General features: G+C 54.9%; 24 protein-coding genes and 1 pseudogene. 17 read left to right on the top strand and 8 right to left on the bottom strand.

The window, feature by feature from the left end; translation table 11 throughout:
• The first annotated feature begins 169 nt into the window (after positions 1-169).
• Positions 170-1,669, top strand: a complete 1,500-nt coding sequence (locus tag SD961_RS08700; protein WP_318789983.1) for a PTS transporter subunit EIIC — start codon at positions 170-172, stop codon at positions 1,667-1,669.
• A gap of 84 nt (positions 1,670-1,753) precedes the next feature.
• Positions 1,754-2,770, top strand: a complete 1,017-nt coding sequence (gene malI / locus SD961_RS08695; protein ID WP_318789982.1) for a Mal regulon transcriptional regulator MalI — start codon at positions 1,754-1,756, stop codon at positions 2,768-2,770.
• Positions 2,771-2,869: 99 nt separating this feature from the next.
• Here malI and cysS read toward each other — a convergent pair whose 3' ends face one another.
• Positions 2,870-4,258, bottom strand: a complete 1,389-nt coding sequence (cysS, locus tag SD961_RS08690) for a cysteine--tRNA ligase (RefSeq protein WP_318789981.1) — start codon at positions 4,256-4,258, stop codon at positions 2,870-2,872.
• A gap of 459 nt (positions 4,259-4,717) precedes the next feature.
• Here cysS and ppiB point away from each other — a divergent pair, with 459 nt between their 5' ends.
• The 5 genes from ppiB to SD961_RS08665 all read left to right on the top strand — a co-directional run bounded on the left by ppiB (position 4,718) and on the right by SD961_RS08665 (position 8,839).
• Positions 4,718-5,212 carry a peptidylprolyl isomerase B gene (ppiB, locus tag SD961_RS08685; RefSeq protein ID WP_306207298.1) on the top strand — a complete coding sequence of 165 codons (495 nt, stop codon included), beginning with the start codon at positions 4,718-4,720 and terminating at the stop codon, positions 5,210-5,212.
• Positions 5,212-5,937, top strand: a complete 726-nt coding sequence (gene lpxH / locus SD961_RS08680) for a UDP-2,3-diacylglucosamine diphosphatase (RefSeq protein ID WP_318789980.1) — start codon at positions 5,212-5,214, stop codon at positions 5,935-5,937. Before ppiB ends, lpxH begins: the two co-directional genes overlap by 1 nt.
• A gap of 144 nt (positions 5,938-6,081) precedes the next feature.
• On the top strand, positions 6,082-6,591 hold the full coding sequence (gene purE / locus SD961_RS08675) for a 5-(carboxyamino)imidazole ribonucleotide mutase (protein ID WP_318789979.1): 510 nt from the start codon (positions 6,082-6,084) through the stop codon (positions 6,589-6,591).
• Complete coding sequence (gene purK / locus SD961_RS08670; protein WP_318789978.1) at positions 6,588-7,658, top strand: 5-(carboxyamino)imidazole ribonucleotide synthase; 1,071 nt, start codon at positions 6,588-6,590, stop codon at positions 7,656-7,658. The genes purE and purK overlap by 4 nt, the downstream gene beginning before the upstream one ends.
• Positions 7,659-8,092: 434 nt before the next feature.
• Complete coding sequence (locus SD961_RS08665; protein WP_318789977.1) at positions 8,093-8,839, top strand: LuxR family transcriptional regulator; 747 nt, start codon at positions 8,093-8,095, stop codon at positions 8,837-8,839.
• On the opposite strand, the gene SD961_RS08660 is transcribed toward SD961_RS08665, so the two are convergent.
• From SD961_RS08660 to ybbA, 3 genes are all read right to left on the bottom strand, one after another.
• Positions 8,798-9,457, bottom strand: a complete 660-nt coding sequence (locus SD961_RS08660; protein WP_318789976.1) for an acyl-homoserine-lactone synthase — start codon at positions 9,455-9,457, stop codon at positions 8,798-8,800. The two genes, SD961_RS08665 and SD961_RS08660, sit on opposite strands and share 42 nt — an antisense overlap.
• Positions 9,458-9,644: 187 nt before the next feature.
• Complete coding sequence (ybbP, locus tag SD961_RS08655; protein ID WP_318789975.1) at positions 9,645-12,062, bottom strand: putative ABC transporter permease subunit YbbP; 2,418 nt, start codon at positions 12,060-12,062, stop codon at positions 9,645-9,647.
• Entirely contained in the window at positions 12,059-12,745 is a 687-nt protein-coding gene (gene ybbA / locus SD961_RS08650; RefSeq protein ID WP_318789974.1) for a putative ABC transporter ATP-binding protein YbbA, read from the bottom strand. The genes ybbP and ybbA overlap by 4 nt, the downstream gene beginning before the upstream one ends.
• Here ybbA and tesA point away from each other — a divergent pair.
• The 5 genes from tesA to SD961_RS08625 all read left to right on the top strand — a co-directional run bounded on the left by tesA (position 12,716) and on the right by SD961_RS08625 (position 16,542).
• The gene (gene tesA, locus SD961_RS08645; RefSeq protein ID WP_318789973.1) at positions 12,716-13,339 is read left to right on the top strand and encodes a multifunctional acyl-CoA thioesterase I/protease I/lysophospholipase L1; all 624 of its coding nucleotides are present in this window, start codon (positions 12,716-12,718) and stop codon (positions 13,337-13,339) included. The genes ybbA and tesA overlap by 30 nt on opposite strands.
• A gap of 31 nt (positions 13,340-13,370) precedes the next feature.
• Positions 13,371-14,150, top strand: coding sequence for an SDR family oxidoreductase (locus SD961_RS08640; RefSeq protein WP_318789972.1), 780 nt, complete (start codon positions 13,371-13,373; stop codon positions 14,148-14,150).
• A gap of 71 nt (positions 14,151-14,221) precedes the next feature.
• Positions 14,222-15,079, top strand: a complete 858-nt coding sequence (locus SD961_RS08635) for a co-chaperone YbbN (RefSeq protein ID WP_318789971.1) — start codon at positions 14,222-14,224, stop codon at positions 15,077-15,079.
• Positions 15,080-15,160: 81 nt separating this feature from the next.
• The gene (locus SD961_RS08630) at positions 15,161-16,078 is read left to right on the top strand and encodes an SPFH domain-containing protein (protein WP_318789970.1); all 918 of its coding nucleotides are present in this window, start codon (positions 15,161-15,163) and stop codon (positions 16,076-16,078) included.
• Positions 16,075-16,542, top strand: a complete 468-nt coding sequence (locus tag SD961_RS08625; protein WP_318789969.1) for an NfeD family protein — start codon at positions 16,075-16,077, stop codon at positions 16,540-16,542. The genes SD961_RS08630 and SD961_RS08625 overlap by 4 nt, the downstream gene beginning before the upstream one ends.
• Here SD961_RS08625 and SD961_RS08620 read toward each other — a convergent pair.
• Positions 16,511-17,701, bottom strand: coding sequence for a signal peptide prediction (locus tag SD961_RS08620; protein ID WP_318789968.1), 1,191 nt, complete (start codon positions 17,699-17,701; stop codon positions 16,511-16,513). The genes SD961_RS08625 and SD961_RS08620 overlap by 32 nt on opposite strands.
• Before the next feature lie 236 nt (positions 17,702-17,937).
• On the opposite strand from SD961_RS08620, the gene SD961_RS08615 reads away from it, so the two are divergent.
• Positions 17,938-18,945 (top strand): GntR family transcriptional regulator, encoded by a 1,008-nt coding sequence (locus tag SD961_RS08615; RefSeq protein ID WP_318789966.1) that lies wholly within the window; start codon positions 17,938-17,940, stop codon positions 18,943-18,945.
• A gap of 11 nt (positions 18,946-18,956) precedes the next feature.
• On the opposite strand, the gene cueR is transcribed toward SD961_RS08615, so the two are convergent.
• Positions 18,957-19,367 carry a Cu(I)-responsive transcriptional regulator gene (gene cueR / locus SD961_RS08610; RefSeq protein WP_318789965.1) on the bottom strand — a complete coding sequence of 137 codons (411 nt, stop codon included), beginning with the start codon at positions 19,365-19,367 and terminating at the stop codon, positions 18,957-18,959.
• Positions 19,368-19,463: 96 nt separating this feature from the next.
• Here cueR and copA point away from each other — a divergent pair, with 96 nt between their 5' ends.
• The 3 genes from copA to ybaK all read left to right on the top strand — a co-directional run bounded on the left by copA (position 19,464) and on the right by ybaK (position 23,514).
• A complete protein-coding gene (gene copA, locus SD961_RS08605; protein ID WP_318789964.1) occupies positions 19,464-21,968 on the top strand; it encodes a copper-exporting P-type ATPase CopA in 2,505 nt (834 codons plus the stop codon).
• A gap of 92 nt (positions 21,969-22,060) precedes the next feature.
• A complete protein-coding gene (locus SD961_RS08600; RefSeq protein ID WP_318789963.1) occupies positions 22,061-22,861 on the top strand; it encodes a TraB/GumN family protein in 801 nt (266 codons plus the stop codon).
• Positions 22,862-23,034: 173 nt separating this feature from the next.
• The gene (gene ybaK / locus SD961_RS08595) at positions 23,035-23,514 is read left to right on the top strand and encodes a Cys-tRNA(Pro)/Cys-tRNA(Cys) deacylase YbaK (RefSeq protein WP_318789962.1); all 480 of its coding nucleotides are present in this window, start codon (positions 23,035-23,037) and stop codon (positions 23,512-23,514) included.
• 79 nt (positions 23,515-23,593) lie between these two features.
• Here the strand turns inward: ybaK and SD961_RS08590 are convergent, their stop codons facing one another.
• Positions 23,594-24,463 carry a LysR family transcriptional regulator gene (locus SD961_RS08590; RefSeq protein ID WP_318789961.1) on the bottom strand — a complete coding sequence of 290 codons (870 nt, stop codon included), beginning with the start codon at positions 24,461-24,463 and terminating at the stop codon, positions 23,594-23,596.
• Between the two features lie 88 nt (positions 24,464-24,551).
• Here SD961_RS08590 and SD961_RS08585 point away from each other — a divergent pair, with 88 nt between their 5' ends.
• Positions 24,552-24,983: a multidrug/biocide efflux PACE transporter gene (locus tag SD961_RS08585; protein ID WP_318789960.1), complete on the top strand. Its 432-nt coding sequence runs from the start codon at positions 24,552-24,554 to the stop codon at positions 24,981-24,983.
• A gap of 198 nt (positions 24,984-25,181) precedes the next feature.
• On the opposite strand, the pseudogene ushA reads toward SD961_RS08585, so the two are convergent.
• Positions 25,182-26,816, bottom strand: a pseudogene (gene ushA / locus SD961_RS08580) (bifunctional UDP-sugar hydrolase/5'-nucleotidase UshA); the annotation flags it as partial.
• Between the last annotated feature and the right edge of the window lie 168 nt (positions 26,817-26,984).

The following is a 26,984-nucleotide window of genomic DNA, read 5'->3' as shown; positions in this document are numbered from 1 at the left end:
TCTCGTAAGGCAATAGCCGATCGACTTCAAACTATCACTATTTCCTCTAGCTGAAGATGAAAATCCTGTTGCAGCAAAATCACGCTTCTCTCACGATAGGTAGAACGTTCTACTAAAACGTTCTACTTACAATAACAGGGTGTGGAAAACACCACCGGGGGAAGGCAGCATGAGTCTGATATCAGGGTTTGTGAGATCGTTATCAAAATTATCCATGATTGGTCGCGCGTTAATGCTGCCAATCTCTTTGCTTCCGGCCGCAGGGCTGCTACTGGCCTTCGGCGACAAGTTTCACCTGCCGCTAATGATGAACGCGGGGGGAGTGATTTTCGATAATCTGCCGCTACTGTTTGCCATCGGTTCCGCTGTAGGTCTGGCTTCTGAATCGGGTATCGCCGCCCTTTCGGCCGCCGTATCGGTATTTATCACCAACATCACCATCGGGACGCTGCTGGGCATAACGCCAGAGATGGCTTCCCAGGGCGGAAAATACGCCATGGTGGTGGGCATTCCGACACTGCAAATGGGCGTGTTTGGTGGGTTGATCTGCGGTATCCTCGCTGCCTGGTGCTATAACCGTTTTCACACCCTGCAACTGCCGGAATTCCTTGGCTTCTTCTCCGGTAAGCGCTTCGTCGCCATTGCAACAGCCTTTCTCTCCTTTATTCTGGGGCTGCTGCTGCCCTATGTCTGGGAACATGTTCAGAATGGAATCGATGCGCTCTCCGTGGTCGTTAACGGCAATAACCAGGCCGCCTCAACCTTTATTTTTGGCCTGGTTGAACGTGCGCTTATCCCGCTCGGCCTGCACCATATCTGGTATCCCTCTTTCTGGTACTCGTTTGGCGACTATACAACCCTGAGTGGCCAGGTGATCCACGGCGATCAAACTATCTGGTTCAAGATGCTGGAAGAGGGAAGTAAAACCTTCAGTAGTGATACTTACCAGAATGCCGGTAAGTTTATGCAGGGCGAGTTCCCGCTGATGCTGTTCGCGCTGCCTGCCGCCTGTCTGGCGATGTATCATGAGGCGCACACCAAAAATAAGAAAATCGCTTCCGGTATTCTCTTCTCTGCGGCCCTCACCTGCTTCCTGACGGGGATCACCGAGCCGGTAGAATTTACCTTTATTTTTGTTGCGCCGGTCCTTTATGTCTTTAACGCTATCATGGCTGGCGTGGCTTATATGTCTATGTATCTGCTGCATGCACATATCGCTAAATCGTTCTCCGCAGGCCTGATTGACTATATCTCCTTCGGCATTCTGCCCTCATTTAACGGCTATCAAACCAACTATCTGAACGCCGTGATTGTCGGCGTGCCGATGGCGCTGATCTATTACTTCACTTTCCGGTTTGTCATCCGTCGTTTAGATGTTAAAACACCGGGACGGTCAGAAGTGACCGCCACGACAGATGATAAAACCGATGACGAACTGGCTACCGAAATCATTACGCTGCTGGGCGGCGCGAAAAACATCGACTCCGTGGGCGCCTGTATCACTCGTCTGCGCCTTGAAGTGGCAGAGAGCGAGAAGGTAGACAGAGACGGGCTGAACAGTCTTGGGGCGCGCGGCGTAGTGTTTGTCGGTGACAATGGCATTCAGGTGATTTTCGGCGCGAGAGCACAGTTTATTGCCCAAAGCATGTCTGAAAGGACAAGCAAATAATAAGATGTCACTCTGATACGTCCCCGGTAATACTGGGGACGTTTTCATCTCAGGCGGACAGGGGCGCGATTTCAGGGAGGGGATTTGAAGAAAGTCAGTATCACAGATGTCGCAAAACGCGCGGGCGTATCGGTTTCTACCGTCTCGCTGGTGCTGCGCCGTAAAGGGAAAATTTCGGATGCGACGATAGAGAAAGTTCAGGCCGTCATTAACGATATTGGCTATGTCCACAACGTCGCCGCCGCAAACCTGCGTTCCAATACCTCTAATCTTATCGGTCTGATCCTGCGGGATTTCAGCGACAGCTTCTCAATTAAAGTGATGGCAAGCCTCGTGCAGGAGCTGGAAAAACAGGGTTATATGGTTTTTCTCGGCCAGCCGCTTAACGAGGATGAACATCTTGAGCGCTGCCTGCTCTCGTTCAGGCAGCAGGGCGTTGCCGGAGTGATTTATCTTTCCTGTGACGTGCGGTCATCACGTTTGCCCGCACAAATTCGCGACTGTTCGCTACCGCTGGTTGTGGTTTCTCAACTGAAGCTGGAAGAAGAGTGCAATCTGGTAATGCGCGACAACCGGCAGGCGGCGAATCTGGCCGCGCGCTACCTGATTGAGCGCGGCCACCGTCAGATCGCCTATATTGGCGGTACCGAAGGTGATCTGATTCGCCAGCAGCGGCTTGCAGGATTTCGCAGTGCCATGAACCAGTATGGTCTGGTCTTAAGAGAGGACGCGACCCCCGCCTGTAGCGATGATACCCGTGCAGCGGGCATCGTCACGCGGCAATTGCTGGAAAAACATAACACTCTCACCGCCCTGCTCTGCCATTCTCCCGATGCCATGATTGGCTCAATTGCCGGTATTCATAATGTAGGGCGCACCGTAGGCAAAGATGTGTTTTTAACCCAGCAGGTGGCGCTGATCGGCTTTGAGGATATGCTGCACGTTAATCTGACTTCTCCGTCGTTTACCTATGTTTCTTCTGCCAGTGAGGAGTCGGGACGCCAGGCTGCCGCGCTAATGATCCGCAAGCTGCAGGATCCGCAACTGCAAACGCAACGGATTACGCTTTCCGGGCAACTTGTTGCACGGGAATCGGCATAAGCCGCAGCATGCTCTGGTAACAAGCGTTAATGTGCTGACAGGCAATTCAGGCTGAAATAAAAAAGGGGCTTTCGCCCCTGATAGTGATACACGCTGAGATTACTTGCGGCGCCAACTGGTTCCCTGCGGGCCATCTTCCAGCACGATGCCCATCGCCACCAGCTTATCGCGGGCCATATCTGCCTGCGCCCAGTTTTTATCTCTACGGGCGTCCAGCCGCATTCTGATCAACGTTTCGATCTCGGCAACTTCATCATCATTACTCTGCGCGCCGTTTTGCAGGAACAGTTCCGGATCCTGCTCCAGCAGCCCGAGCACGCCAGCCAGCTCGCGCAATTTTGCCGCAAGACCGTTGGCCGCCGTCATATCTTCCGCTTTCAGGCGGTTGACTTCACGCGCCATATCAAACAGCACGGAATAGGCTTCCGGCGTGTTGAAGTCATCATCCATCGCCTCACGGAAACGGGCTTCAAAGAGTTCGCCGCCCGCTGGCAGTGCCTGAATGTCGGTGTTACGCACTGCGGTATAGAGACGTTCCAGCGCAGAACGGGCCTGTTTCAGGTTCTCTTCGCCATAGTTCAACTGACTGCGATAGTGGCCGGACATCAGGAAATAGCGCACAGTCTCCGCATCAAAATATTCCAGCACGTCGCGCACTGTGAAGAAATTGTTCAGCGACTTGGACATCTTTTCACGGTCTACCATCACCATGCCGGAGTGCATCCAGTAGTTCACGTACGGACCGTCATGGGCGCAGGAAGATTGGGCAATTTCGTTCTCGTGATGCGGGAACATCAGATCGGAGCCGCCGCCGTGAATATCAAAATGCTCACCCAACTGTTTGCAGTTCATGGCTGAACACTCGATATGCCAGCCCGGACGGCCTGCGCCCCACGGAGAAGGCCAGCTTGGCTCGTCAGCTTTGGACATTTTCCACAATACGAAGTCCATCGGATTACGCTTGACGTTGGCCTCCACTTCCACGCGGGCGCCAGCCTGTAGCTGATCCAGGTCCTGGCGGGATAACAGGCCATAATCGGCATCGCTGGTAACAGAGAACATCACATCACCATTGCTGGCAATATAAGCGTGATCGCGATCGATCAGTTTAGTGACGATCTCAATGATCTCTGCGATATGACGCGTGGCGCGCGGTTCCTGATCCGGTGGCAGGATATTCAGCGCAGCGAAATCCTTATGCATCTCGGCTATCATCCGGTTGGTCAGCACTTCGACCGTTTCGCCGTTTTCATTGGCACGTTTGATGATCTTGTCATCAATATCAGTGATATTACGCACATATTTCAGCGAGTACCCCAGATAACGCAGGTAGCGAGCCACCACATCAAACGCGACGAAGGTCCTGCCATGGCCAATATGACACAGGTCGTAAACGGTAATGCCGCACACGTACATGCCGATCTGACCAGCATGAATAGGTTTAAATTCCTCTTTTTGACGACTCAGGGTATTAAAAATCTTTAGCATTGAGACATTCCGTTTTGACGTGTGCGGGTTAAAACCAAGGGCATATTCTGCCGTATTGTTATCGTAAGCGCCACGCAAAGCAAGCTGCTCCAGACCGCAGGGTGTTGAACGCCTGACGTCGGGCCAGGTTCTGTATAAGCATGATAACCAGAGAAGCTATTGGTTAACCTTATCCTTTCCTGCCTGCTCTGCCATTCGCACGCCTGGAGGCCTGCACCTGCCGGTTGCCTGGATTTTACAAAGCGATGTCGTCTGAGCGCTGATAACCGAATAAAGCCTGATCTACACTTTATTCTTTAGCAAATGACGTCAGCTTTTGGCCCGGCCAGGTTTATGCAGTGATGCTGACTCGTCATCACATTTTGTGATATAAAAGCCCTCTGTTAATAGCGTGCTGGGCTCACAAGGTCGCCGGCACCGCCTTCCCATTCACCACTCCAACCTTTACAGGATGAGAATATGGTCACTTTCCAGACAAATCATGGCGATATCGTTATCAAAACCTTCGATGACAAAGCGCCAGCTACCGTTGCAAACTTCCTGGATTACTGCCGTGAAGGTTTCTACGACAACACCATTTTCCACCGTGTTATCAACGGCTTTATGGTTCAGGGCGGCGGCTTCGAACCGGGCATGATCCAGAAAGCAACCAAAGAAGAGATCCGCAACGAAGCCAGCAACGGCCTGAAAAATACCAAAGGTACGCTGGCTATGGCGCGTACTCAGGCACCTCACTCTGCTACCGCCCAGTTCTTTATTAACGTGGCAGATAACGACTTCCTGAACTTCCGTGACGAAAGCCTGCAAGGCTGGGGTTACTGCGTGTTTGCTGAAGTTGTTGAAGGCATGGATGTAGTAGAGAAAATCAAAGCGGTGGCTACCGGCCGTAGCGGCATGCACCAGGATGTGCCTAAAGATGACGTTGTGATCCAGAAAGTCACCGTCAGCGAATAATGCCTCACACGCTGTTTATCGCAGATTTGCATCTGTGCAAAGAAGAACCGGCAATTACTGCCGGTTTTCTTGCTTTTTTACGCCGTGATGCGCTGAAAGCCGACGCGCTCTATATCCTCGGCGACCTGTTTGAAGCCTGGATTGGTGATGACGATCCTGACCCGCTGCACGCTGAGATCGCAGCCGCGCTGCTTAGGCTCCAGCAGCAGAATATCCCCTGCTACTTTATCCACGGTAATCGTGACTTCCTGATAGGTCAGCGCTTTGCGGCTGCCAGCGGCATGACGTTGCTGCCGGAAGAGCAGGTAGTGACGCTCTATAATAAACAGATCCTGATTATGCACGGCGATACGTTATGTACCGATGATGAAGGTTATCAGCGCTTCCGGCGCAAGGTGCAGCAACGCTGGCTGCAAAGGCTGTTTCTGGCTCTGCCGCTGTTTGTCCGCCAGCGTATTGCGGTGAAAATGCGCGCAGGCAGTAAACAGGCTAACAGCAGTAAAGAGAGTGCCATCATGGATGTGAATGCTCAGGCTGTAGCAGAGACGATGGCCCGACATCGGGTGAATGTTTTAATCCACGGTCACACTCATCGCCCCGCAGTGCATCAGCTTGAGGTAAAGGGTCAGCTTGCTGAACGTCTGGTGCTGGGCGCATGGCATACTGAAGGCTCGATGATCCGCGTCAGCGAGCATGAAACCACGCTCATTTCCTTCCCTTTCTGACCCGCAAAAAAAAGGGACAAATGCCCGTCTGAAGCCTGGGCAAACGTTTTCCTTGCTGCACAGTCATGCTATCCTCTTTGCCCTTCCCATCTGAGTGCCTGGGCAGTCAGATGACGTATGTCAAATCACAGGAGTCAGACCCGCATGTCATCCAACGCCGCACCGGCCCGCATTGCTATTGTTATGGGTTCCAAAAGTGACTGGGCAACCATGCAATTTGCCGCGGACATTCTCACCAGCCTGGCCGTGCCCTTCCAGTGTGAAGTGGTTTCCGCGCACCGTACGCCGGACAAGCTGTTCAGCTTTGCCGAACAGGCTGCGGATAACGGTATTCAGGTGATTATCGCGGGCGCAGGCGGGGCAGCGCATTTACCGGGCATGCTGGCAGCGAAAACGCTGGTGCCAGTGCTGGGCGTGCCGGTGCAGAGTGCTGCGCTGAGCGGCGTGGACAGCCTCTACTCTATTGTGCAGATGCCACGCGGCATTCCGGTGGGCACGCTGGCAATCGGTAAAGCCGGGGCGGCCAATGCCGCTTTACTGGCGGCGCAAATTCTGGCTATCCATGATGCCGATCTCTCCGCGCGTCTGGCCACCTGGCGTCAGACGCAGACGGATGAAGTGTTGAATAACCCGGACCCGCGGGAGGAAGCATGAAGCCGGTTTGCGTATTAGGCAATGGTCAGCTTGGCCGTATGCTGCGCCAGGCGGGTGAACCGCTGGGTATCGCTGTCTATCCTGTCGGGCTGGACGCGGAGCCAGAAGCGCTGCCGATCCATCAAAGCGTGATTACTGCAGAAATTGAGCGCTGGCCCGAAACCGCCCTGACGCGCGAACTGGCGAACCATCCGGCGTTTGTGAACCGCGACATTTTCCCACGTTTAGCCGACCGGCTGACGCAAAAGCAGCTTCTTGATCAACTGGGCCTGGCGACAGCGCCCTGGCAGCTGCTGGCAGAGAAGGCGCAATGGCCGCAGCTTTTTGCCTCACTGGGCGAGCTGGCGATCGTTAAGCGCCGTACAGGGGGTTACGATGGGCGGGGTCAGTGGCGTTTACGGGCGGGTGAAACAGACAGCCTGCCAGCTGACTGTTACGGCGAGTGTATTGTTGAACAGGGTATTAACTTCTCAGGTGAAGTTTCTCTGGTAGGCGCCCGCGCCCACGATGGCAGCACCGTGTTTTATCCGCTGACCCACAATTTGCATCAGGAGGGGATCCTGCGCACCAGCGTTGTGTTGCCTGAACCCGATCCTGCCCTGCAAAAACAGGCTGAGGTTATGCTGTCAGCTATTATGCATGAGTTGCAGTATGTCGGCGTGATGGCGATGGAGTGTTTCGTGGTGCCGGAAGGGTTGTTGATTAATGAACTGGCTCCCCGCGTGCATAACAGCGGCCACTGGACACAAAATGGCGCATCCATCAGCCAGTTCGAGCTGCATCTGCGAGCTATTCTGGACCTGCCGTTGCCCACGCCGGTTGTCAGCACCCCTTCGGTGATGGTGAACCTGATTGGCACCGCGCTGAGCCTGACCTGGCTGCAGCAGCCGCTGGTGCATCTGCACTGGTATGAAAAAGAGGTTCGTCCGGGGCGTAAAGTGGGCCACCTGAACCTTTCGGATATCAGTAAGCCTTCTCTGCAAAGAGCGCTAAACAGCCTGGTTACTCAACTGCCGGAAGAGTATGCCAGCGGCATTGCCTGGGCGGTAGAAAAGCTGGAAGCCTGAATCTGATGCGGGTAAGTCGCCCTCAGGGGCGATTTTCCTGCAAGGGCAGATAAAGGACAGTGCGCTACTGTACTTAAGTATGGCTATCTATTCGCTGCTGAAAATCGTATTGTATTAGCGAACCAAAAATATAAATATTCTTGATTATTAGTACATTAGATTTAATTTGCCAACACCAAGGGAACCAGTACCAAGCCAGAAGCGTTACAAAAGGTAAAGTAATCTTTCCTTTTGCTTCCCGAGTGCGATCTGGTTCACCCTCTAAATCTGCCCGTAACGCCGCATTTTGCCTCACTGCTCCTCCTCCTCGTTGACGCTTGATCAAGCGGTGCTGTTAACCCCTTCTGCTGCCCTTAAGGTTATGCGAAAGATTAAATATATGTTAAAGTCCCGAATCATCGATGGAAGCACTATTTTCCCAGGGAGATAATGACATGGCTAAATTATTTTTTAATAATCAGGCTATTAATACGTCAATAAAGGATTATCTGGAAAGGAAGCTTGTTCAGTTCAATAATATTAAATACGCTTATGCCATTATGAGTAAAAGGAATCCTGCGGATTTCAGCATTATCTCTAACCGGCAAGAGTGGTTTAAGGTTTATATAGATAATAACTTTCAGTTTATCGACCCGGTGTTAATGACCGCCCTTTACCGACTGACGCCTTTCTCCTGGGATGAAAACCTGATGCTGAATCAGGGAGTGAAGGTGCCAAAACTTTTTGATATGGCACGTAACCACGACATTATCAATGGTTACACATTTGTGCTGCATGATCATAACAATAACCTGGTTGTGTTGTCGATCATGTTGGATAAGCATTGCGACGATAATATTGAAGAGTTGATTCAGCTTAATAAAAACAAGCTGCAAATGTTATTACTTACCACCCATGAAAAACTGACTCAGCTTTATCAGGAGCAGGCCAGAAAAGCTGATTTTGAAGAGATGAATACCCGGGAGATTTTTTCTAACCGGGAAAATGAGATCATCTACTGGGCCAGCGTGGGTAAATCCTATCAGGAGATCGCCCTGATCCTGGGTATCAAGCTGACCACAGTGAAGTATCACATGGGGAATGCGGTGAAGAAACTGGGCGTGACCAATGCAAGACACGCCATCCGGCTTGGTATTGAACTAAATCTGATCAGGCCTGTTCTCCCTGATGGGGAAGGTTAACGGCCAGCTATCCAGCTGACAGCGGAGTGAAGGAACCCTGGATTCCACCAGCGAAATCAGGGTTTTCTGGTTTTCTCTATCTACCGGCATAAAAATCAAATAGATATTTTCATTTTTCTCCGACTTGCTCTGCTCTACTACAGAAACATCCCAGCCTGATTTTCTGAAGATCAGGTACATAGGATGACTCACAATGGCGTAAATCCCTGCATAGCCATAGTGGCGGGCATAATTAATCATGGAAAGAAACAGCAGAGCACTTACCGGCTGCTGGCGAAGCTCCAGCGCCTGGACACGCTCTTTGTCGATAAACAAACGGCTGGCCTCCACATAATTCCCTTGCGGCAGCTCAACATTTTTAAACCAATCTTTGAATGTGCCGGTAATCATATTAGGGTATTTAATTTCAATAAAGCGCAGACTGCAGATACAGATCTCTTTATAAATACCGAAAATATAGGTCGTACGGGAATTATCATATTCATCCGACTCCATATTATTCTCAGCATTGACCAGCCAGTTAAGCCGATCTTTAAACACCTTCTTTCTCAGGGTGAACAGCTCTTTTGATTTTAATTCAGAAAGAAAACTATAATTCACATCAAGCAAATGCAACATAATCATTCTATCCTTAGCTTAGCTTGCTGTTGATAATACCCTTATCATTCATCAGTCACCAAGGATTATCCTGTATCTTTCCGCCCTGAGCAGGTGAAAAGAGGTTGGCCAGAGGAAGAGTGCCCGGCCGGAAAGCAAAAGGCCGGTTTGCTACCGGCCTTTACGAGAGGAAATGGCTCCGCGCGGGCTAAGCGCCGTTAAAGCCGCGGAACAGCGCTTTGCCTTTCAACAGCCGGACGCCAAGCCAGCCGCCGCACAGGGAGAGCAGGAACGCGCCGGTCAGCGGCAGCGCTAACCACAGCAGGAAGTCTGGCTCCCAGGGGAAGTCGAACACCTTTCGTTGTAATCCCCATAATGCCGCTTCCGCACCGGTTGCGGCGGCAATTCCAGCCACTGCGCCCAGAAGCGCAAATTCGCACCACAGCGTCCCCCGCAGCAGCTTTTTGCTGGCTCCCAGCGTGCGGTAAACCACCAGTTCCTGCCGACGCTGGCGCATACCGACCTGAATCTGTGCCAGCAGCAGCAGAACACCGCAGGCGGTGACCAGCACCACCATGATTTCCAGCGCCTGGCTTACCTGCGCCAGCACCTGACCAATCTGGCGCAGGATAGAGCCAATATCAAGTAAGCTCAGCGTCGGGAATTCCCGGTTTAGCTGTGCCAGCAATGCATTACTTCCTGCAAGATGGAAACTGGTCAGCCAGGTGGCTGGTTGAACATCCAGCGCACCGACGGGGAAGATAAAGAAGAAGTTGGGTTTCAGGCTCTCCCAGTCCACTTTACGCAGGCTGGTAATCCTGGCAGAGAACTCCTGAGTATCGCCAGTAAACGTTAGCGTGTCGCCCAACTTCACGCCCAGCCTGCCCGCCAGCTCCTCCTCGACTGAAACTTCACCTTTTTTCGGCGGCCAGCTTCCTGCCGTTAGCGGATTGTGATCCGGTAATTGTGCCTGCCAGGTCAGATTCAGTTCCCGGTTAAGTGCGTTATCCATCGCCGGATCGGCTGGCTTGCCATTAAGCGCGGTCAGCCTGGCCCGGATAATCGGATAAAAGGTTTGCGGCCTGACTTGATGCTGTTCCAGGAACGTTTTGACCTGCGGCACCTGTTCCCGGGTCATATTGAGCAGGAAATAGTTGGGACTTCCTGGCGGAAGCTGCTGCTGCCAGCGATCGAGCAGATCGCCTCGCATCACCAGCAGCAGAGCCAGCAGCATAAACGACAGCGAAAAAGCCGCCAGCTGGCTGAGCGTGGTCCAGGGCTGACGCAGTAAGCGGTTGATCGCCAGCCGGAACGCCAGATTACGGACGCTAAGCCGACGCAGCAGCAGTAATCCCCCCCAACCGATAGCGCCCAGCAACAGCGACAGCAGCACAATCCCCACGACCAGTGCCCAGAGTAACTTGCTGCCGCCCACCAGCATCGCCAGCAGCCCAATCACCACCAGCGCCATCGCTGGCAGGTAATATTTCAGCGGCCAGACGTTGGCAATCGCATCGCGCCGCAGCACGCGTAAGGGCTGCGTTGCCAGCAGTAAACGGTAAGGCCGCAGCCCCACCAGCAGCGAGATAATAAATAGCGAGCCAATAGCCCACAGCCAGGGCCATGCGCTGGCTGGCGGTAACTCCCCCGGTAAAACAGGCTTCAGCATCCGCAGCAGCAATACTTCAAAGCCCATGCCAATTGCGCCACCGCAGACGGCTGCCAGCAGCAATACAGCCAGCCACTGCCCGACAATAAGTTTCCTTAACGCCGCGCGATTCGCCCCCAGCGTTTTCAGCACCGCCACCAGATCGTAGCGGCTGCGGCAATAGTGACTCATAGCAACCGCCACGGCAGCTATCGCCAGCATCAGAGTGAGCAGCGCCGAAAGCAGCAAAAATTGCTGCGCCCGCTGCATCGATTTCCCCAGCGCATCTTCAGAGTTCTCAACGCTTATCCAGCGCTGTTCCGGCTTGATGCGGGTTTCGATATAGCGGTCATAGGCGCTGAGCTGCGCTGGCGTACCCGCGAACTTATAGCGCCAGGTGACACGGCTGCCGGGCTGTATCGCCCCGGTCTTGCCCACGTCGGCCAGATTCATTAGCAGCCTTGGCGCGGTCTGGAAAGGGTTGAAGCCCGAATCAGGCTCCTGAATCACCTCGCCTGCCACCCGCAGCGTGGTGTCGCCCACATCAAGGCTCGCCCCCGTTTTCAGGTTTAACAGCGCCAGCAGGCGGGGAGCCGCGAGCACCGTTCCCGCAGCGGGCTTCACTCCTGCCGGTTCCGTTGCCAGCTTGCCGAACATCGGATAGAGATCGTCCACCGCTTTGACCGACGCCAACTGCGGCGTATCAGCAGCAAAAGTCATGGTCATAAAGGTGAGCTGACGCCCCACCTGCAACCCTTCTTTCCGCGCCGTATCCAGCCACTCCTGCGGCACTTCGCGTGAACTTTGCAGCGTCCTGTCACCGGCCATAAAGTCGCGGCTTTGCTGAGTCAGCCCCTTCTCCATCCGGTCGCTGAGCGAACCTAAAGCCAGCACGCAGGCGACAGCCAGGGTCAGCGCCAGCCAGACTATCAGCAGCGAAGGTGATTTCCATTCACGCCAGAACCAGCGCCAGATCATGCTTCCTCCCACAGCTTGCCGTCACGCACCCGCAGCCGCCGGTCGCAGCGAGCGGCGAGCTGCTCATCATGGGTCACCAGGATCAAGGTGGTGGCAAAATCGCGGTTAAGTGAGAAGAGTAAATCGGCGATGCGATCGCCCGTTTTGCGGTCCAGGTTGCCCGTTGGCTCATCGGCAAACAGCAGCGCGGGACGCCCGTTAAAAGCTCTGGCCAGCGCTACACGCTGCTGTTCCCCGCCTGAAAGCTGCGACGGCAAATGCGTCAGTCGCTCAGCCAGGCCAAGCTGGGCCAGCAGTGCCTGAGCCTGCTCACGGCTCTGGCGATCGCTCTCACCTCGTAGCAAGGCAGGAAGCTGAACGTTTTCCAGCGCATTTAGCGTGGGCACCAGCATAAAGGACTGGAAAACAAACCCGACGCTCTTCGCTCGCAGTTCAGCGCGCTGCTCCTCATCCATCTGATGCAGCGGCGAGCCAAGCAGAAACACCTCGCCTTCAGAACCGTCATCCAGACCGGCCAGGATCCCCAGCAGAGTGGACTTCCCGGAGCCGGACTCGCCGATCAGCGCAATGGTTTCAGCCGGTTTGACAACCAGCTCAACTCCGGTAAGGATGGAAAGGTGATGATCACCCTGACCGACGGACTTACTAAGACGATGAACTTCAAGAATGTTTTCCGCTGGCATTACTCTGTCCTGTTATTATTGGCTTTCATGACGCACATGGCGACGGCGGCAGACAAGCTGCTGGTGCTGGGCGACAGTTTAAGCGCCGGTTACCGCATGTCTGCCACCACCGCCTGGCCTGCGTTACTCAATGATAAATGGCAGAAATCTCCGGCCATTATTAACGGTAGCATAAGTGGCGATACCGCCACCCAGGGGCTGGCGCGCCTGCCCTCTTTGCTGAAACAGCATCAGCCGCGTTGGGTCCTGATTGAGCTGGGAGGAAACGACGGATTACGCGGATTCCCACCGCAAAATATCGAGCAGGATCTCAGTAAAATCATTGCTCAGGTCAAGGCCGCAAATGCCCAGCCGCTGCTGATGCAAATCCGTTTACCGGCCAATTACGGCCGCCGCTATACCGAATCTTTCAGTGACATTTACCCGAAGCTGGCGAAAGAGTTTTCTGTTCCGCTGGTGCCCTTCTTTATGGAGCAGGTCTACCTGAAGCCGGAATGGATGCAACAGGATGGGATCCACCCTAATCCCGATGCGCAGCCCTTTATCGCCGGTCTGATGGCGAAAGAACTGGCTCCCTTAGTTAAGCACGAGTAACGGGGTTTTCAGACGGCTTACAGGTAAAGTTATGCAAAAAATCATAGTAATAACCGGCTGTTCCAGCGGTATTGGTCTGGTGGCTGCCAACGATTTATTACGCCGGGGCTACCAGATTTTAGCCGCCTGCCGCAAGCCGGAAGATGTGCTGCGCATGAACGATCTCGGCTTTACTGGCATAGAACTGGATCTGAATAGCAGCCAGAGCGTGGAACGGGCCGCCGCGAAAATTATCGAGCTGAGCGGGAACCGTCTTTATGGCTTATTTAACAACGGCGGATATGGCGTTTATGGTCCGCTGGAATCTGTCAGTCGCCAACAGATGGAACAGCAATTTGCCACTAACCTTTTTGGCACCCACCAGCTAACCACTTTGCTGTTGCCCGCTTTGCGTGCCAGCGGCGAGGCGCGGATTATTAACACCAGCTCCGTTCTGGGGCTTATTTCCACGCCGGGACGGGGCGCTTATGCGGCCAGTAAATATGCGCTGGAAGCCTGGTCGGATGCGCTGCGTATGGAGCTGTACGGCAGCGGTATCCGCGTCAGTCTGATTGAGCCAGGCCCTGTCAGCACCCGCTTTACCGATAACGTCAGCCAGGCTCAGCAGGATAAACCGGTGAAAAATCCCGGCATCGCCGCCCGCTTCACGCTGCCTCCCGAGGCAATTTTACCGAAATTACGCCATGCTTTAGAGAGCAGGCATCCCCGCCTGCGCTATCCGGTGACCCTGGTCGCGCAGGCTATGACGGTGTTACGCCGTTTGCTGCCGGGCTGGATGTTGGATCGCATTCTGCGCGGGAAACAGGCATAAAGCGGCAATAAACCTTGAAGCGCTGCGGTGTGCCCCAATAAAGTAAGAAACCCTGTTAAAGAGACGAATTCATGTCACCACAAGCTGCAATAGTTACGATTAACGAAACCAACCTGCAACAGACGCTTGAGCAGTCAATGCAGGTACCGGTGCTGTTCTATTTCTGGTCTGCCCGTAGCCAGCACTGCCAGGAGCTGACGCCCGTTCTGGAGCGACTTGCGCAGGAGTATGCCGGGCAGTTTGTACTGGCAGAGCTGGATTGCGATGCAGAGCCTGCGGTAGCGCAGCAGTTTGGCCTGCGTTCTATTCCTACCGTCTATCTGTTCCAGAATGGCCAGCCGGTTGACGGCTTCCAGGGGCCACAGCCTGAAGAGGCAATCCGCGCCCTGCTGCAGAAAGTGCTGCCGAAGGAAGAGGAGCTGAAGGCGCAGGAAGGGATGCAGCTGATGGAAGAGGGTAAAGTGCTGGATGCGCTGCCGCTGTTGAAAGAGGCCTGGCAGCTGAGCAACCAGAACAGTGAAATGGGGTTCCTGCTGGCAGAAGCGCTGATAGCGCTGAACCGCAGCGAAGAAGCTGAAGCCGTACTGGCCGTAGTGCCGCTGCAGGATAAAGATACCCGCTATCAGGGGCTGATGGCGCAGATCGACCTGCTGAAACAGGCCGCAGACACGCCAGAAATCCAGCAGTTGCAGCAGCAGATGGAACAAGAGCCGGAGAATGCCGAGCTGGCGACCAAGCTGGCGTTACAGCTGCATCATGTGGGGCGTAATGAAGAGGCGCTTGAGCTGCTGTTCAGCTTCCTGAAAAAAGATTTAAGCGCGGCTGATGGTCACGCGCGCAAAATGTTGCAGGAAATTCTGGCCGCGCTGGGGACGGGAGATGCGCTGGCGGCGAAATACCGTCGTCAACTCTACGCCCTGCTCTACTAAAACGTCATCTACCGCTCAGCCTCCTGCCGGGCGGGACTGGGCCGAATGAATCGGCCCGTATAACAACAATCCGGAGGTTATATGCTGACTGTGATCCCCGTAATTATTGTGCTTGCCCTGATCGTTGTCTGGTCAGGGATCAAAATCGTCCCGCAGGGCTATCAGTGGACGGTGGAGCGCTTTGGCCGCTATACCAAAACGCTGCAACCCGGCCTGAATTTGCTGGTGCCTTTTATGGATCGTGTGGGTCGCAAGATCAGCATGATGGAGCAGGTGCTGGATATCCCCTCTCAGGAGATCATCTCGAAAGACAACGCCAGCGTGACCATTGATGCCGTCTGCTTTACGCAGGTGGTGGATGCGCCGCGCGCCGCTTATGAGGTGAGCAATCTTGAGCTGGCTATCGTTAACCTGACCATGACCAATATGCGCACCGTGCTCGGCTCAATGGAGCTGGATGAGATGCTCTCGCAGCGCGATAACATCAACACCCGGCTGCTGCGGATCGTGGATGAAGCGACCAATCCGTGGGGGGTAAAAATTACCCGCATTGAGATACGCGACGTCCGGCCACCAGCGGAGCTGATAGCCTCCATGAATGCGCAGATGAAAGCGGAACGCACCAAGCGCGCCGATATTCTGGAAGCCGAAGGCGTACGACAGGCGGCGATCCTGCGGGCAGAAGGTGAAAAGCAGTCACAGATCCTGAAAGCCGAGGGGGAACGTCAGTCCGCATTCCTGCAGGCTGAAGCCCGTGAGCGAAGCGCCGAAGCGGAAGCGCGCGCCACCAAAATGGTCTCGGAAGCGATTGCCGCAGGCGACATTCAGGCCATCAACTACTTCGTGGCACAGAAGTACACCGATGCTCTGCAAAAAATTGGCACCTCAAACAGCAGCAAAATGGTGCTGATGCCGCTGGAGGCGAGCAGCCTGATGGGATCTATTGCCGGCATTTCTGAACTGCTAAGCGAAACCAAAAAAGATCGGGGCGTAAAATGATCGCCGAGCTGATGGCGAACCCGTGGTGGCTCTGGCTGTCGGTGGGCGGCATCCTTCTGGCTGCCGAAATGCTGGGTGCCAGCGGCTATCTGCTCTGGAGCGGCGTGGCGGCGGTACTGGTCAGCCTGCTGGTGTGGCTGGTGCCGCTACCCTGGGAGTGGCAGGGGCTGAGCTTTGCCTTGCTGACTATTCTTTCCGCGCTCTGGTGGTACAGATGGCTGAAAGGGCGCGATCGTCAGCAGCCACCCTCCTCGCTTAATCAACGCGGCAATCAGCTGATTGGTCGCGAGCTGACGCTGGAGGAGGCGCTGATTGATGGCTTTGGTCATGTGAGAATTGGCGACAGCGGCTGGCGCGTACAGGCGACAGAAAACCTGCCGGCCGGTACGCCGGTCACGGTGGTGGCCGTGGAAGGCGTGACCCTGAGAATTGTCAGGCGCGCAGAAAATCGTGCCAGCGTCTGACCAGATAGTTATGCTCATCCATTACCGAGTTCCAGACGCCAATATGGCTCATCCGCTGATGGTAGCTACCGCCTTCGCGGCGTTCGCCTTTGGCGATAAGCGGTTTCCCGTCGGCATCAGGCAGAACTTCAGTGGCCGATTTCCCCTCGTACCAAAAGTCCCATTCCGCAGCGGAGAGATACGCACGGGATCTCTGTGGATTTGAGATGTAATAGCCCTGTCGCGCCATCACCGCGCCGGGCCAGCCCGATAGCCACCAGTTCAGGTAAGCATAAGCCGCATCTTTGATTTTTCCTGTTGCGCAGCGCGACAGAGAAAGTCCCCCATACCAGGCGCGATAGCCCTCACGCGGCGTAGCCAGCTGGTAACCGCTCTGCCGAAAATGGTGGCGAAACCAGGTGGGCGCCCACAGGCTCTGTATGCCGATCTGATGGTGCTCAGCCAGTTCAAAAGCCTGCTCCGGCGTAGACCAGAAAGCAAAATGCCCCTGCCGCTGTAAACGCACCAGCACGCCGGTCAGGCGATCGATATCTTCCAGGCTCAGATTACCGACGTCAGCAAACTCAACCAGCCCGGCTCCCTGCACAGCCAACACCGCGTCCAGCGCGCCAATTGCCGCATCATCCTGCAACGCGGCCTGCCCGGAAAAAGCGGGATGCAGCAGCCAGCTCCAGCTTTCCTCTTCACGGCTCAGCGCGGCGGGCAGCCGGTCTGGTCGCCAGGCAAAGCTGTCAGCGTTGTGAGTCAGCGGCAGCATGCTGATAAGCCCGGTAGGCTGCCCGGACAGAGTGCCATCCTGCTGCACATAGAGCCGGTTCACCGGTACGCTACCCTTGCCCGGTTTTCCGCCCGGAATAAGCGTACCCAACTTGGGCAGGGCGTTAATTTCGTCCCAGAATGCCAGACGGCTAATCTCAAGCGGCTGGATAGCGCGGCCGGGCCAGACAAAATCGATATTGTGGAACCACTGATCGTAGAGATCGTAGCTTTCTGGCTCCATGACCGCGATACGCTGGGCATCTGCCACGCTGTGTAGCTGATATGCTATTTTGATGCCGAGATCCTGCTCTGCACGCAACCGGAGCTGCTCCAGCAGAGTTACAGAAGTTCCCAGTACGCGCAGTGTGAGCTGGTTTTTCGCCATAACAGCGGAGTTCATGACATTTCATCCATAAGATAGGAGTGCTGAAAACGCATAACGGCGCACCTGCAGTAATGAACTGCCATGACAGTGTAATAGCAGCGACAGCCAGACGGCAAAGGCCAGCAACTATTCTCTCTCAGGGTTAGCCAGGTTTGATCGGCAGAAACGCTGCGGCGCGCTGCTCAGCGTCCTGATAATCTCAACTCCTGTGGCATAATGTTTTTTTTGGCAGCGGGAGAACAAGATTCGGGATGGTCAACGACAGCGAAAAAGTGAATATTGCGGTCAGGGGAGCGGCGCGTTATGAAAAGATCCGCCAGATCCTGCATGACGCCATCACTTCCCAGCAGGTTCCCCACGGGCTGGTTCTGCTTGAAGGGCCGCTGGCAACGTTGTTTGGCACCAGCCGCGTGCCGGTACGGCAGGCGCTGAGCCTGTTGCATGAACAGGGGCTGATTACCCGGTTTGAAGGCCGGGGCTTTATTGCTGCCCGCCAGAATGAAGCGGTTAATCCGCAACGTATAACGCTGACCCGCAGCGTGCTGGGGCTGGATCAGCAAAGTGAACTGGTTGATACCCGCAGCACCGGCGAAAAAGTGCTGCAAAGCCTGCAGGAGGCGCTTGCAACCTGTATGGTCTTTGGACATTACCAGCTGAATGAAGCCAGTGCCGCCGGGTTTTACAACGTCAGCAGAAACAGCATCCGCGAAAGCCTGATGCGCCTGCGCGATAAAGGATTAGTGGAAAAAGAGCCTTATGCTCAATGGCTGGCAGGCCCGCTGACCGCCAGAGAAATCAGCGACCATTACGAGATCCGCGCCAGCCTTGAATCAGCAGCGTTGCGCAAAGCGGCACCGCAGCTATCGCAGCAGCAGATCCTGCAAAACCTTGCGCGTCTGAATAAGCTTGAAGGAAAACGGGTCACTTCCGCAGAGCTTGAACAGATTGAAGACGATCTGCATCTGTTTTGCCTGGCGCCTGTGGGAAACCGCACGATGATGCAGATCCTCCGCCAGAGCCAGTCGCCCCTGATTGTGACCCTGATCTTTTACGAAAGGCTGGCCATCCCGATAGATGACGCGATTATCAGCGAGCACCGCAGGGTGTATGAGTTGCTGTTACAGGAGAAATGGGAGTCAGCCGCTCAGGCGCTGCGGGAACATCTGGAACGTTCGCACATCAGGACGCTGCAAAAGCTGAAGGTGCTTTCCATCCTTCCCGTGCCGGAGCTGCCGCCCTACCTGGTACGGCTTAGCTGATCAAACATTGCTTATCCCGTTTTAGTGGTGTGGCAGCAGCCCGCCAGGTCATTAATGATCGGGCAATCGGCGCTCTCATCGCCAGGGCAGCTGGCCGCCAGCGCAAGCAGGCGTTCGCGCATCAGCGTCAGCTCCTGAATATGCGCTTCGATCTCCGCCACTTTATCCAGCGTGCGCGCTTTAACATCGGCGCTGTGGCGCTGAGGATTGTTAAACAGCTGTACCATCTCGCGGCACTCTTCCAGGTTGAACCCGACCTGCCGCGCCTGGCGTAACAGCATCAGCTCTTCCAGATGCTTCGCGCTATAGCTGCGGTAGCCGTTATCACTGCGCAACGGCGGCGTAACCAGCCCTTTCTCTTCGTAAAAACGGATAGCCTTACTGGTTAAACCGGTTTTTTTTGCCACCTCGCTGATATTCATCTTCACTCCTTGACCTTCACCTTGATGGAAGGTTTATTCTTTATTACTACTGTAAAACCCCAGTGGGGTCAAACCAGATAAACGGGAGTTTATATCATGTCACACACTACGATACTGGCGCTGGAAGGCTTGTCCTGCGGCCACTGTGTAAAACGCGTGAAAGAGACGCTGGAACAGCGTGCGGATGTGGAACAGGCAGAAGTTTCGATCGCTGAAGCTCGGGTCAGCGGCAGCGCCCAGGCGAGCGATCTGATTGCTGCGGTTGAACAGGCGGGCTATCACGCCAGCCTGGCAGAGGCCTCTGCTTTCCCAAAGAATGAACCGCTGACAGAGACAGAATCAGAGCCGGAAGCGCTGGCAGCGGCCCCTCAACAGCTTCCGGCAACGCAGAGCTTTCATCTGCTGATTGATGGCATGAGCTGCGCCAGCTGTGTCAGCCGTGTCCAGAATGCCTTGCAGAAGGTGAGCGGCGTCAGCCAGGCGCGGGTTAACCTTGCCGAGCGCAGCGCGCTGGTGATGGGTGATGCCTCGCCTGCGTCGCTGGTCAGCGCCGTAAAAGAGGCGGGCTATGGCGCGGAGGTGATTGAAGATGATGTTGAGCGGCGTGAGAAGCAGCAAAAAACCGCCCAACAGGCCGTACGCCGCTTTCGCTGGCAGGCGGCCGTTGCGCTGACGCTGGGTATCCCTCTGATGCTCTGGGGGATGTCGGGCGACAATATGATGCTCACCCAGAGCAACCGCGCAGGCTGGCTCGCCGTAGGGATTGTTACCTTGCTGGTGATGATAGTGGCTGGCGGCCATTTTTATCGCAGCGCCTGGCGCAGCCTGATGAAAGGCACGGCGACAATGGACACGCTGGTGGCGCTGGGCACCGCAGCGGCCTGGCTCTACTCGATCACCGTAAACCTGTGGCCTGACGCATTTCCTGCTGAGGCGCGCCATCTTTACTATGAAGCCAGCGCCATGATTATCGGCCTGATCAATCTTGGCCATATGCTGGAACAGCGTGGTCGCCAGCGGGCCTCAAAGGCGCTGGAAAAATTACTCGATTTAACGCCGCCAACAGCCCGCGTTATCACCGATGAGGGCGAAAAAGTCCTGCCGCTCAGCGACGTTCAGCCCGGGATGACCCTGCGTCTGACCACCGGCGACCGGGTGCCGGTTGATGGTACCATCGCTCAGGGTGAAGCCTGGCTGGATGAGGCGATGCTGACCGGTGAAGCGATGCCGCAGCAGAAACAGATCGGGGACGATATTCATGCCGGAACGGTGTTACAGGATGGTAGCGTGCTGTTTTCCGCCAGTGCGGTGGGTAAGAACACCACCCTTTCGCGCATCATTAACAGCGTGCGTCAGGCGCAAAGCAGTAAGCCGGAAATTGGCCGGCTGGCCGACAGGATTTCAGCGGTCTTTGTTCCTGCCGTAGTGGCTGTTGCCCTGCTTAGCGCGGCGATTTGGTTCTTTGTGGGGCCGGCACCGCAGCTGGTCTATACCCTGGTGATCGCCACCACCGTGCTGATTATTGCCTGTCCCTGCGCCTTAGGTCTGGCGACACCGATGTCGATCATTTCTGGCGTCGGACGTGCTGCCGAGTATGGCGTGCTGGTGCGTGATGCCGATGCGTTGCAGCGGGCCAGCACCCTCTCCACACTGGTGTTTGATAAAACCGGAACGCTGACAGAGGGAACGCCGCGCGTGGTGGATATCACTCTGTTTAATGGCGCTGATCAACAACAGGTTCTTGCCCTGGCAGCCGCGCTGGAGCAAGGTTCTTCGCATCCCCTTGCCCGTGCACTGCTGGAAAAAGCGGGTGATGCTTCTCTGCCCGCAATTGAGCAATTTCGTACAATACCGGGAATGGGCGTGAGCGGTAAAGTTAACGGCAGTGAGCTGTGGCTGGGTAACAGCGCGTTAATGGAACAGAATCATAATCTGACAGACGAGCTGCGCCTGCAGATTGACGCTCAGGCGGCTAAAGGCGTCACCCCAGTGATGCTGGCGGCAGCGGGTCAGATAGTGGCTCTGTTCTCTGTTCGCGATCCGCTGCGTAGCGAGAGCGTCTCCGCGCTGAAGCGCCTCCGCCAGCGCGGTTACCAGCTGGTGATGCTGACCGGTGATAATAAAATCACCGCTCAGGCCATCGCGAAAGAAGCGGGCGTGGATAACGTCATCGCGGGTGTGTTACCAGAGGGCAAAGCGGATGCCATACGCGATCTGCAAAAGCAGGGCCACCGGGTAGCGATGGTGGGCGACGGCATCAATGATGCCCCCGCTCTGGCGCAGGCAGATGTGGGGATTGCCATGGGCAGCGGCAGCGATGTGGCGATTGAAACCGCAGGAATGACGCTGATGCGTCAGGATTTAAATGCGGTGGTGGATGGCCTGGCGATAGCCAAAGCGACCTTACGCAACATGAAACAAAACCTGCTGGGCGCGTTTATTTATAACGCACTGGGTATCCCGATTGCCGCTGGAGTCCTCTATCCGCTGACCGGCACCTTACTGAATCCGGTGGTGGCCGGGGCGGCGATGGCCCTCTCGTCGATTACCGTAGTCAGCAACGCAAATCGCCTGGTGCGGTATAAACCACCAACGGAATAGCGACGGTTTATCCCGCACGTTTGCGCCTTTTTTACCTGTTCCTCAGTCAGTTAAACCGTTAGCATTGGCTGAACACTGAGAAGGCGGAAAGTATGGGAAAATTCTTGCGAAAGGTGGCTGCGCTCTGGCAGAAACTGTCGCCAACGCACTACGTCTATCCGGCACAGGATGCCACCAGCGGCCAGAGCCAGCTGCATCTGGTCGGCAGTATCCATATGGGCACCCAGGAGATGATGCCCCTGCCTGCTTTACTGCAGACGCGGTTAGCGCAGGCAGATGCGTTAATTGTTGAAGCTGATATCACGGCCAGCGCCTCTCCCTTTGGGGAAAGTGAGATCTGTGCCCCGCTGGCGGAGCGTTTAACGGCCGATGAACTGGCCCGTCTGCAACATTTCTGCCATGAGGTGGCTGTCAGCCCGGAGATGATCGACACACTGCCCGCCTGGCAGGTTGCGCTGATGCTCCAGGCGCAGCAGGCACAGCGTCTGGGCTTACGGGCGGAATATGGTATTGACTTCCAGTTACTGAAGGCGGCCAGGGCGTTGCAAAAACCGGTGATTGAGCTGGAAGGCCCCGAAACCCAACTGGCCCTGCTGAAAGCGCTGCCGGATAATGGGCTGACGCTGCTCCAGGACACGCTGATCCACTGGCATACCAATGCCAGGCTGCTACAGACCATGATTGGCTGGTGGCTGGAAAGCCCACCGGGAGAGAAGCAAACGGCGCTTCCCACGACTTTTAACAGCACGCTGAACGACGTTCTGATGCTGCAAAGGAACCAGCGCTGGGCGGAGGTATTAACGGCGTTACCGCAGGGTAAATATGTGGTGGCCGTGGGCGCGCTGCATCTCTATGGCGACGGCAATCTGCCCGATTTACTGAACGGCAGATAAAAAAAAGGCCAATATCGCTATCGGCCCGTCAAAGAGGAATTTTTTTATGATTTTAGTTATCCGCCAGCAATCAGGTTGCTGACGGGGTGCAGATTGTCGCCTAAAGCCTGGATTTTCGCCACTATTTTTCACCCTGAAAGGGTCACTACGATCGCCGCAGAAGGAGAGCAGCTATGACGCCCGCCGTAAAACTTCTCGAAAAACAGCAAGTCAGCTTTGAACTGCACGCCTACGAGCATGACAATAATGACACACATTTTGGTGATGAAGCGGTGCGCAAACTCAACCAGAATGCGCAGCAGGTTTATAAAACGCTGTTAGTGGCGCTGAATGGGGACAATAAAACCCTCGCGGTGGCAGTTACACCCGTTGCCAGCCAGCTCGATTTGAAACAGGTGGCGAAAGCGTTGGGGGCGAAGAAAGCAGATATGGCCGATCCGCAGATTGCCCAGCGCACCACCGGCTATCTGCTTGGCGGCATCAGCCCGCTGGGGCAAAAAAAGCGGCTGCCCACGGTGGTAGACAGTCTGGCGCAGCAGTTCCCGACCATTTTTGTCTCTGGCGGTAAGCGCGGGCTGGAAATTGAACTCTCTCCTGCGGATTTAGCCCGGCTGCTGAATGCCCGCTTCGCGGATATTGCCCGCAAACCATAATAATCTCTGGTCAGGCTGTCCACAGTTGCCGTGGCTAGTGGGTTTCCCTCAGGGAAACCAGCCAGTCGGGCGAGATGATTCACTCCGCCCTTTGTGCCAGCAGTTGGTCAATCATCCAGCGTCCGGCGGGGCCTGGCGGCGATTTTCGTGACCAGGCCACATCCACCGAAATTTTTTGCGGCCAGCCGGTAACGGGAAGCTCACGTAAAAGCTGATGACCAAACTGCTCCACCAGCCAGCGCGGCAGAATGCTCCAGCCAAACCCCTGCTCAGCCATCTCCAGCAGCAGCAGGTATGAGGGCGCAGACCAGATCCCTTTCCCTGACTGATAGCGTTCGCTCTCGGTCCAGGTATTAAGGCAGAGCTGCCGCACATGTTTCAGCTTTTGCTCGCTGACCATGGACTCCTGCGCCAGCGGATGATCCTGATGAAGATAGATCGCCATCTGCGCTTCCACCTGCAACCTCGCCGTAGCGATCTCTTCCGGATAATCAGGCTGCACGCGGATCACCCCTATATGCGCCCTTCCCGCCTGCAGCAGATCGATCACATCGGCATCTTCAGCGATCATGCATTCAAATTCTATCTCCGGATAGCGGGCATCAAAACGCTTCAGCAACGATTCATGGTAATCCGCCTGCCAGAAGTCAGAAATAGCGAGGCTCAGGCAAGGCTCGACTTCTCCCGCCAGCCTGACAGCCAGCTCATCAAGCTGCGCGCTTGCCCGTAAAATTTCCCGTACCTGAACCAGCGCCCGTCGTCCGTTGTCAGTAAGGACCGGCGAGCGGGCTTCCCGGCTGAACAGGGCGAAGCCTAAATCGGTTTCCAGATTCGCCACGGCGGTGCTGATGGTGGACTGACTTTTGCGCAGCGTCCTGGCGGCGGCAGAAAACGAACCGCTTTCCACAGTCTGCACAAAGGCCAGTAAAGATTCCGGTGAGTATCGCAAAGAAGTATCGCTTTTTTCGATAGAACATCATTTTATCTTAGCAAAGAAAACAGGGAAAATAGCGTTCAGTCACTATTAAGGAGGGTTTATGCGTACCAGAACGCTGAAAGAACGTTTTTGTCATGCCGCAGGCTTCGAGGTACTGGCGATCCTGCTGGTTTCCCCGCTTGCCGCCTGGATCATGGAGAAGCCGCTGTTTCAGATGGGCGCGTTAGCCATTATGCTCTCGACGGTAGCGATGGGCTGGAACATGCTTTATAACGCAGGTTTCGATCGGCTGGCACCTCCCACGATAAAGCGCGGGCTAAAGCTGCGTATCCTGCATGCCGTGGGCTTTGAAGGTGGCTTTATCGGCATCGGCTTGCCGATTGCTGCCTGGATGCTGGGCACTGGATTGTGGCAGGCTTTTTTACTGGAGGTCTCTTTCTTCCTCTTCTTCCTGCCCTACACGATAGCCTATAACTGGGTTTATGACGCCCTACGCGCCAGACTGACAGAGCGAAAAGAGTGTGAGGTTTAATCCTGATAACAAAAACGGCACCGTGACAGGTGCCGTTTTGCTTATCCGCTATCTTAAAGCCGTATGGACTTCAGACGGCAGCCCCGGAAGATGTTTTCTCTCACTCTCCAGCCGCTGATTCATTGCCGTGTCGATTCTGAACAGCCGCCAGATTTTCGGCTTAGCCGGTTTTTCTTTTACCGGCTCAGGCGCTTTTTCCTGATAAACAATCTCTCCTTTCGGCGCATAGGCTGCGGCTTCCAACGGTGAATGGTTCTGAATATATTGCTTCAGCACTTCCGCATCAATAAAACCGGTATTCACATAGCTGGGCAACTGATTAACAGGCGGGTAACCATCGCCCCCCGTGGCATTGAAGCTCAGCGTCGCCATGCGGTAAGTTTTCTCTGGATCTAAAGGCTCGCCCTTGATTTTGATATCACTCACACCGCTGCCATAAGCAATCAGGCTGACGTTGGCAAACTGGGCATAGGCACCAGAATCCACCTGCTTGTTCGCCACCACCGCAAGATATTTCTCTACTTCGCTGCCTTTCATCTCTACATAGGTCAGCGTATTACCAAAGGGTTGTACTTTAAGCACATCTTTATAGGAAATAGTGCCGGACTCAATCGAGTCCCGGACGCCGCCGCCGCTCATCACAGCGAAATCAGCTTTAGTCCTTTCTATCTGCGAAGCAAGGATCACTCTGGCAAGATTGGTCTGAACAAAGCGCATTTTGCTGCGGTCGCCCTCAAGATGGCCGTTGACGCTGCCAATTTTCACCCCCAGCTGCGCCTCCCCTTTTTTCTGGAAGGGCGTCAGCAGCTTCATCATCGCCGTATTTTTGGCGATCTCCTGGGTGTAATTGATCCAGGTTTCGCTGCCATCTGCATTTTTTACTTTATGTCGCAGGTTGATGGGTACCAACTCGTAATGTTCCAGAGTCAGCTTACCGTTAAGGAAAGTGAAATCGGCGCGGCCAATATATTTGCCCCACTCATGAGCCTGAACAATCCAGGTGCCATTCTGGCGATCGGGCTGACACGGGGTGCCGGGAACATAGTCAGCCTGTTTGACGTTCTCTTTTGCCATGCAGACCGGGTCCTGCGAATGGCCGCCAACAATCATATCCAGATAGCCTGCGGGCAGCTCGCGCGCCATCTCGACATCGCCCGGTGCGTTGGAGCCATGATTGCCGTTATCGTAGTGGCCCATGTGGGTCGCCGCAATAATCACGTCCGGCTTCTCATTTTTACGCAATTCTTCCACCACCGCTTTGGCTTCAGCGGCAGGTTTATGAAACGCCATATCGGTGAAGAATTCGGGATTGCCGATCTTTGCCGTATCGTCGGTAGTCAGGCCGATAACCGCAATTTTCAGCCCGACGCGGTTAAACAAGGCGTAGGGCTGGAACAGGCGTTTGCCGGTGCTTTTCTGATAAATGTTGGCCGAAAGCAGCGGAAACTTCGCCCATTTTTGCTGCTGGCGCAGCACGGAAAGCGGATTATCAAATTCATGGTTACCGATAGCCATCGCATCGTATCCCACCAGATTCATACCGCGAAAATCGGGTTCGGCATCCTGTAGATCGGATTCCGGCACGCCGGTATTGATATCTCCACCCGACAGGATCAGCACCTGCCCGCCGTGCGCCTGTACGTCATAACGGATCTGATCCATCATGGTCTTCTGCGCAGCCAGGCCATATTCGTCGCGATCGTTTTGCCAGAAGTGACCGTGATGATCGTTGGTGTGAAGCACGGTAAATTTGTAGACCCGATCTTTAACCCAGGCCTGAGCCAGCAGTGGCGTAGTAAGCAGGACCAGCGTCAGGGCAAGCTTTTTTTTCATTGAAAGCACAACGAATCTCCTTGTTATGAATCGCGCAAGCGTAAAGCATTTGTCAAAATTTACGGCTTTAATGTCATTAATTTGTGACTATTCGATGATTATGCCGCAGGATAATCGGGCGGGCTAATGCTGATGCCTTATCTCTGCCTGTTTTAACGGCCCGCCAGC

Origin of the sequence: Erwinia sp. MMLR14_017 (assembly GCF_033657285.1) — a bacterium.
Classification (GTDB): domain Bacteria; phylum Pseudomonadota; class Gammaproteobacteria; order Enterobacterales; family Enterobacteriaceae; genus Erwinia.
The sequence above is the reverse complement of the archived record's forward strand: the minus strand, read 5'-3'. Positions and strand labels throughout refer to the sequence as shown.

Excerpts from the sequence above, each read along its gene's own strand:
- SD961_RS08700 (WP_318789983.1), top strand. The coding sequence starts at position 170 with ATGAGTCTGATATCAGGGTTTGTGAGATCGTTATCAAAATTATCCATG.
- cysS (WP_318789981.1), bottom strand. The coding sequence starts at position 4,258 with ATGCTAAAGATTTTTAATACCCTGAGTCGTCAAAAAGAGGAATTTAAA.
- ppiB (WP_306207298.1), top strand. The coding sequence starts at position 4,718 with ATGGTCACTTTCCAGACAAATCATGGCGATATCGTTATCAAAACCTTC.
- lpxH (WP_318789980.1), top strand. The coding sequence starts at position 5,212 with ATGCCTCACACGCTGTTTATCGCAGATTTGCATCTGTGCAAAGAAGAA.
- purE (WP_318789979.1), top strand. The coding sequence starts at position 6,082 with ATGTCATCCAACGCCGCACCGGCCCGCATTGCTATTGTTATGGGTTCC.
- purK (WP_318789978.1), top strand. The coding sequence starts at position 6,588 with ATGAAGCCGGTTTGCGTATTAGGCAATGGTCAGCTTGGCCGTATGCTG.
- SD961_RS08665 (WP_318789977.1), top strand. The coding sequence starts at position 8,093 with ATGGCTAAATTATTTTTTAATAATCAGGCTATTAATACGTCAATAAAG.
- SD961_RS08660 (WP_318789976.1), bottom strand. The coding sequence starts at position 9,457 with ATGTTGCATTTGCTTGATGTGAATTATAGTTTTCTTTCTGAATTAAAA.
- ybbP (WP_318789975.1), bottom strand. The coding sequence starts at position 12,062 with ATGATCTGGCGCTGGTTCTGGCGTGAATGGAAATCACCTTCGCTGCTG.
- tesA (WP_318789973.1), top strand. The coding sequence starts at position 12,716 with ATGAACTTCAAGAATGTTTTCCGCTGGCATTACTCTGTCCTGTTATTA.
- ybbA (WP_318789974.1), bottom strand. The coding sequence starts at position 12,745 with ATGCCAGCGGAAAACATTCTTGAAGTTCATCGTCTTAGTAAGTCCGTC.
- SD961_RS08640 (WP_318789972.1), top strand. The coding sequence starts at position 13,371 with ATGCAAAAAATCATAGTAATAACCGGCTGTTCCAGCGGTATTGGTCTG.
- SD961_RS08635 (WP_318789971.1), top strand. The coding sequence starts at position 14,222 with ATGTCACCACAAGCTGCAATAGTTACGATTAACGAAACCAACCTGCAA.
- SD961_RS08630 (WP_318789970.1), top strand. The coding sequence starts at position 15,161 with ATGCTGACTGTGATCCCCGTAATTATTGTGCTTGCCCTGATCGTTGTC.
- SD961_RS08625 (WP_318789969.1), top strand. The coding sequence starts at position 16,075 with ATGATCGCCGAGCTGATGGCGAACCCGTGGTGGCTCTGGCTGTCGGTG.
- SD961_RS08620 (WP_318789968.1), bottom strand. The coding sequence starts at position 17,701 with ATGAACTCCGCTGTTATGGCGAAAAACCAGCTCACACTGCGCGTACTG.
- SD961_RS08615 (WP_318789966.1), top strand. The coding sequence starts at position 17,938 with ATGGTCAACGACAGCGAAAAAGTGAATATTGCGGTCAGGGGAGCGGCG.
- cueR (WP_318789965.1), bottom strand. The coding sequence starts at position 19,367 with ATGAATATCAGCGAGGTGGCAAAAAAAACCGGTTTAACCAGTAAGGCT.
- copA (WP_318789964.1), top strand. The coding sequence starts at position 19,464 with ATGTCACACACTACGATACTGGCGCTGGAAGGCTTGTCCTGCGGCCAC.
- SD961_RS08600 (WP_318789963.1), top strand. The coding sequence starts at position 22,061 with ATGGGAAAATTCTTGCGAAAGGTGGCTGCGCTCTGGCAGAAACTGTCG.
- ybaK (WP_318789962.1), top strand. The coding sequence starts at position 23,035 with ATGACGCCCGCCGTAAAACTTCTCGAAAAACAGCAAGTCAGCTTTGAA.
- SD961_RS08585 (WP_318789960.1), top strand. The coding sequence starts at position 24,552 with ATGCGTACCAGAACGCTGAAAGAACGTTTTTGTCATGCCGCAGGCTTC.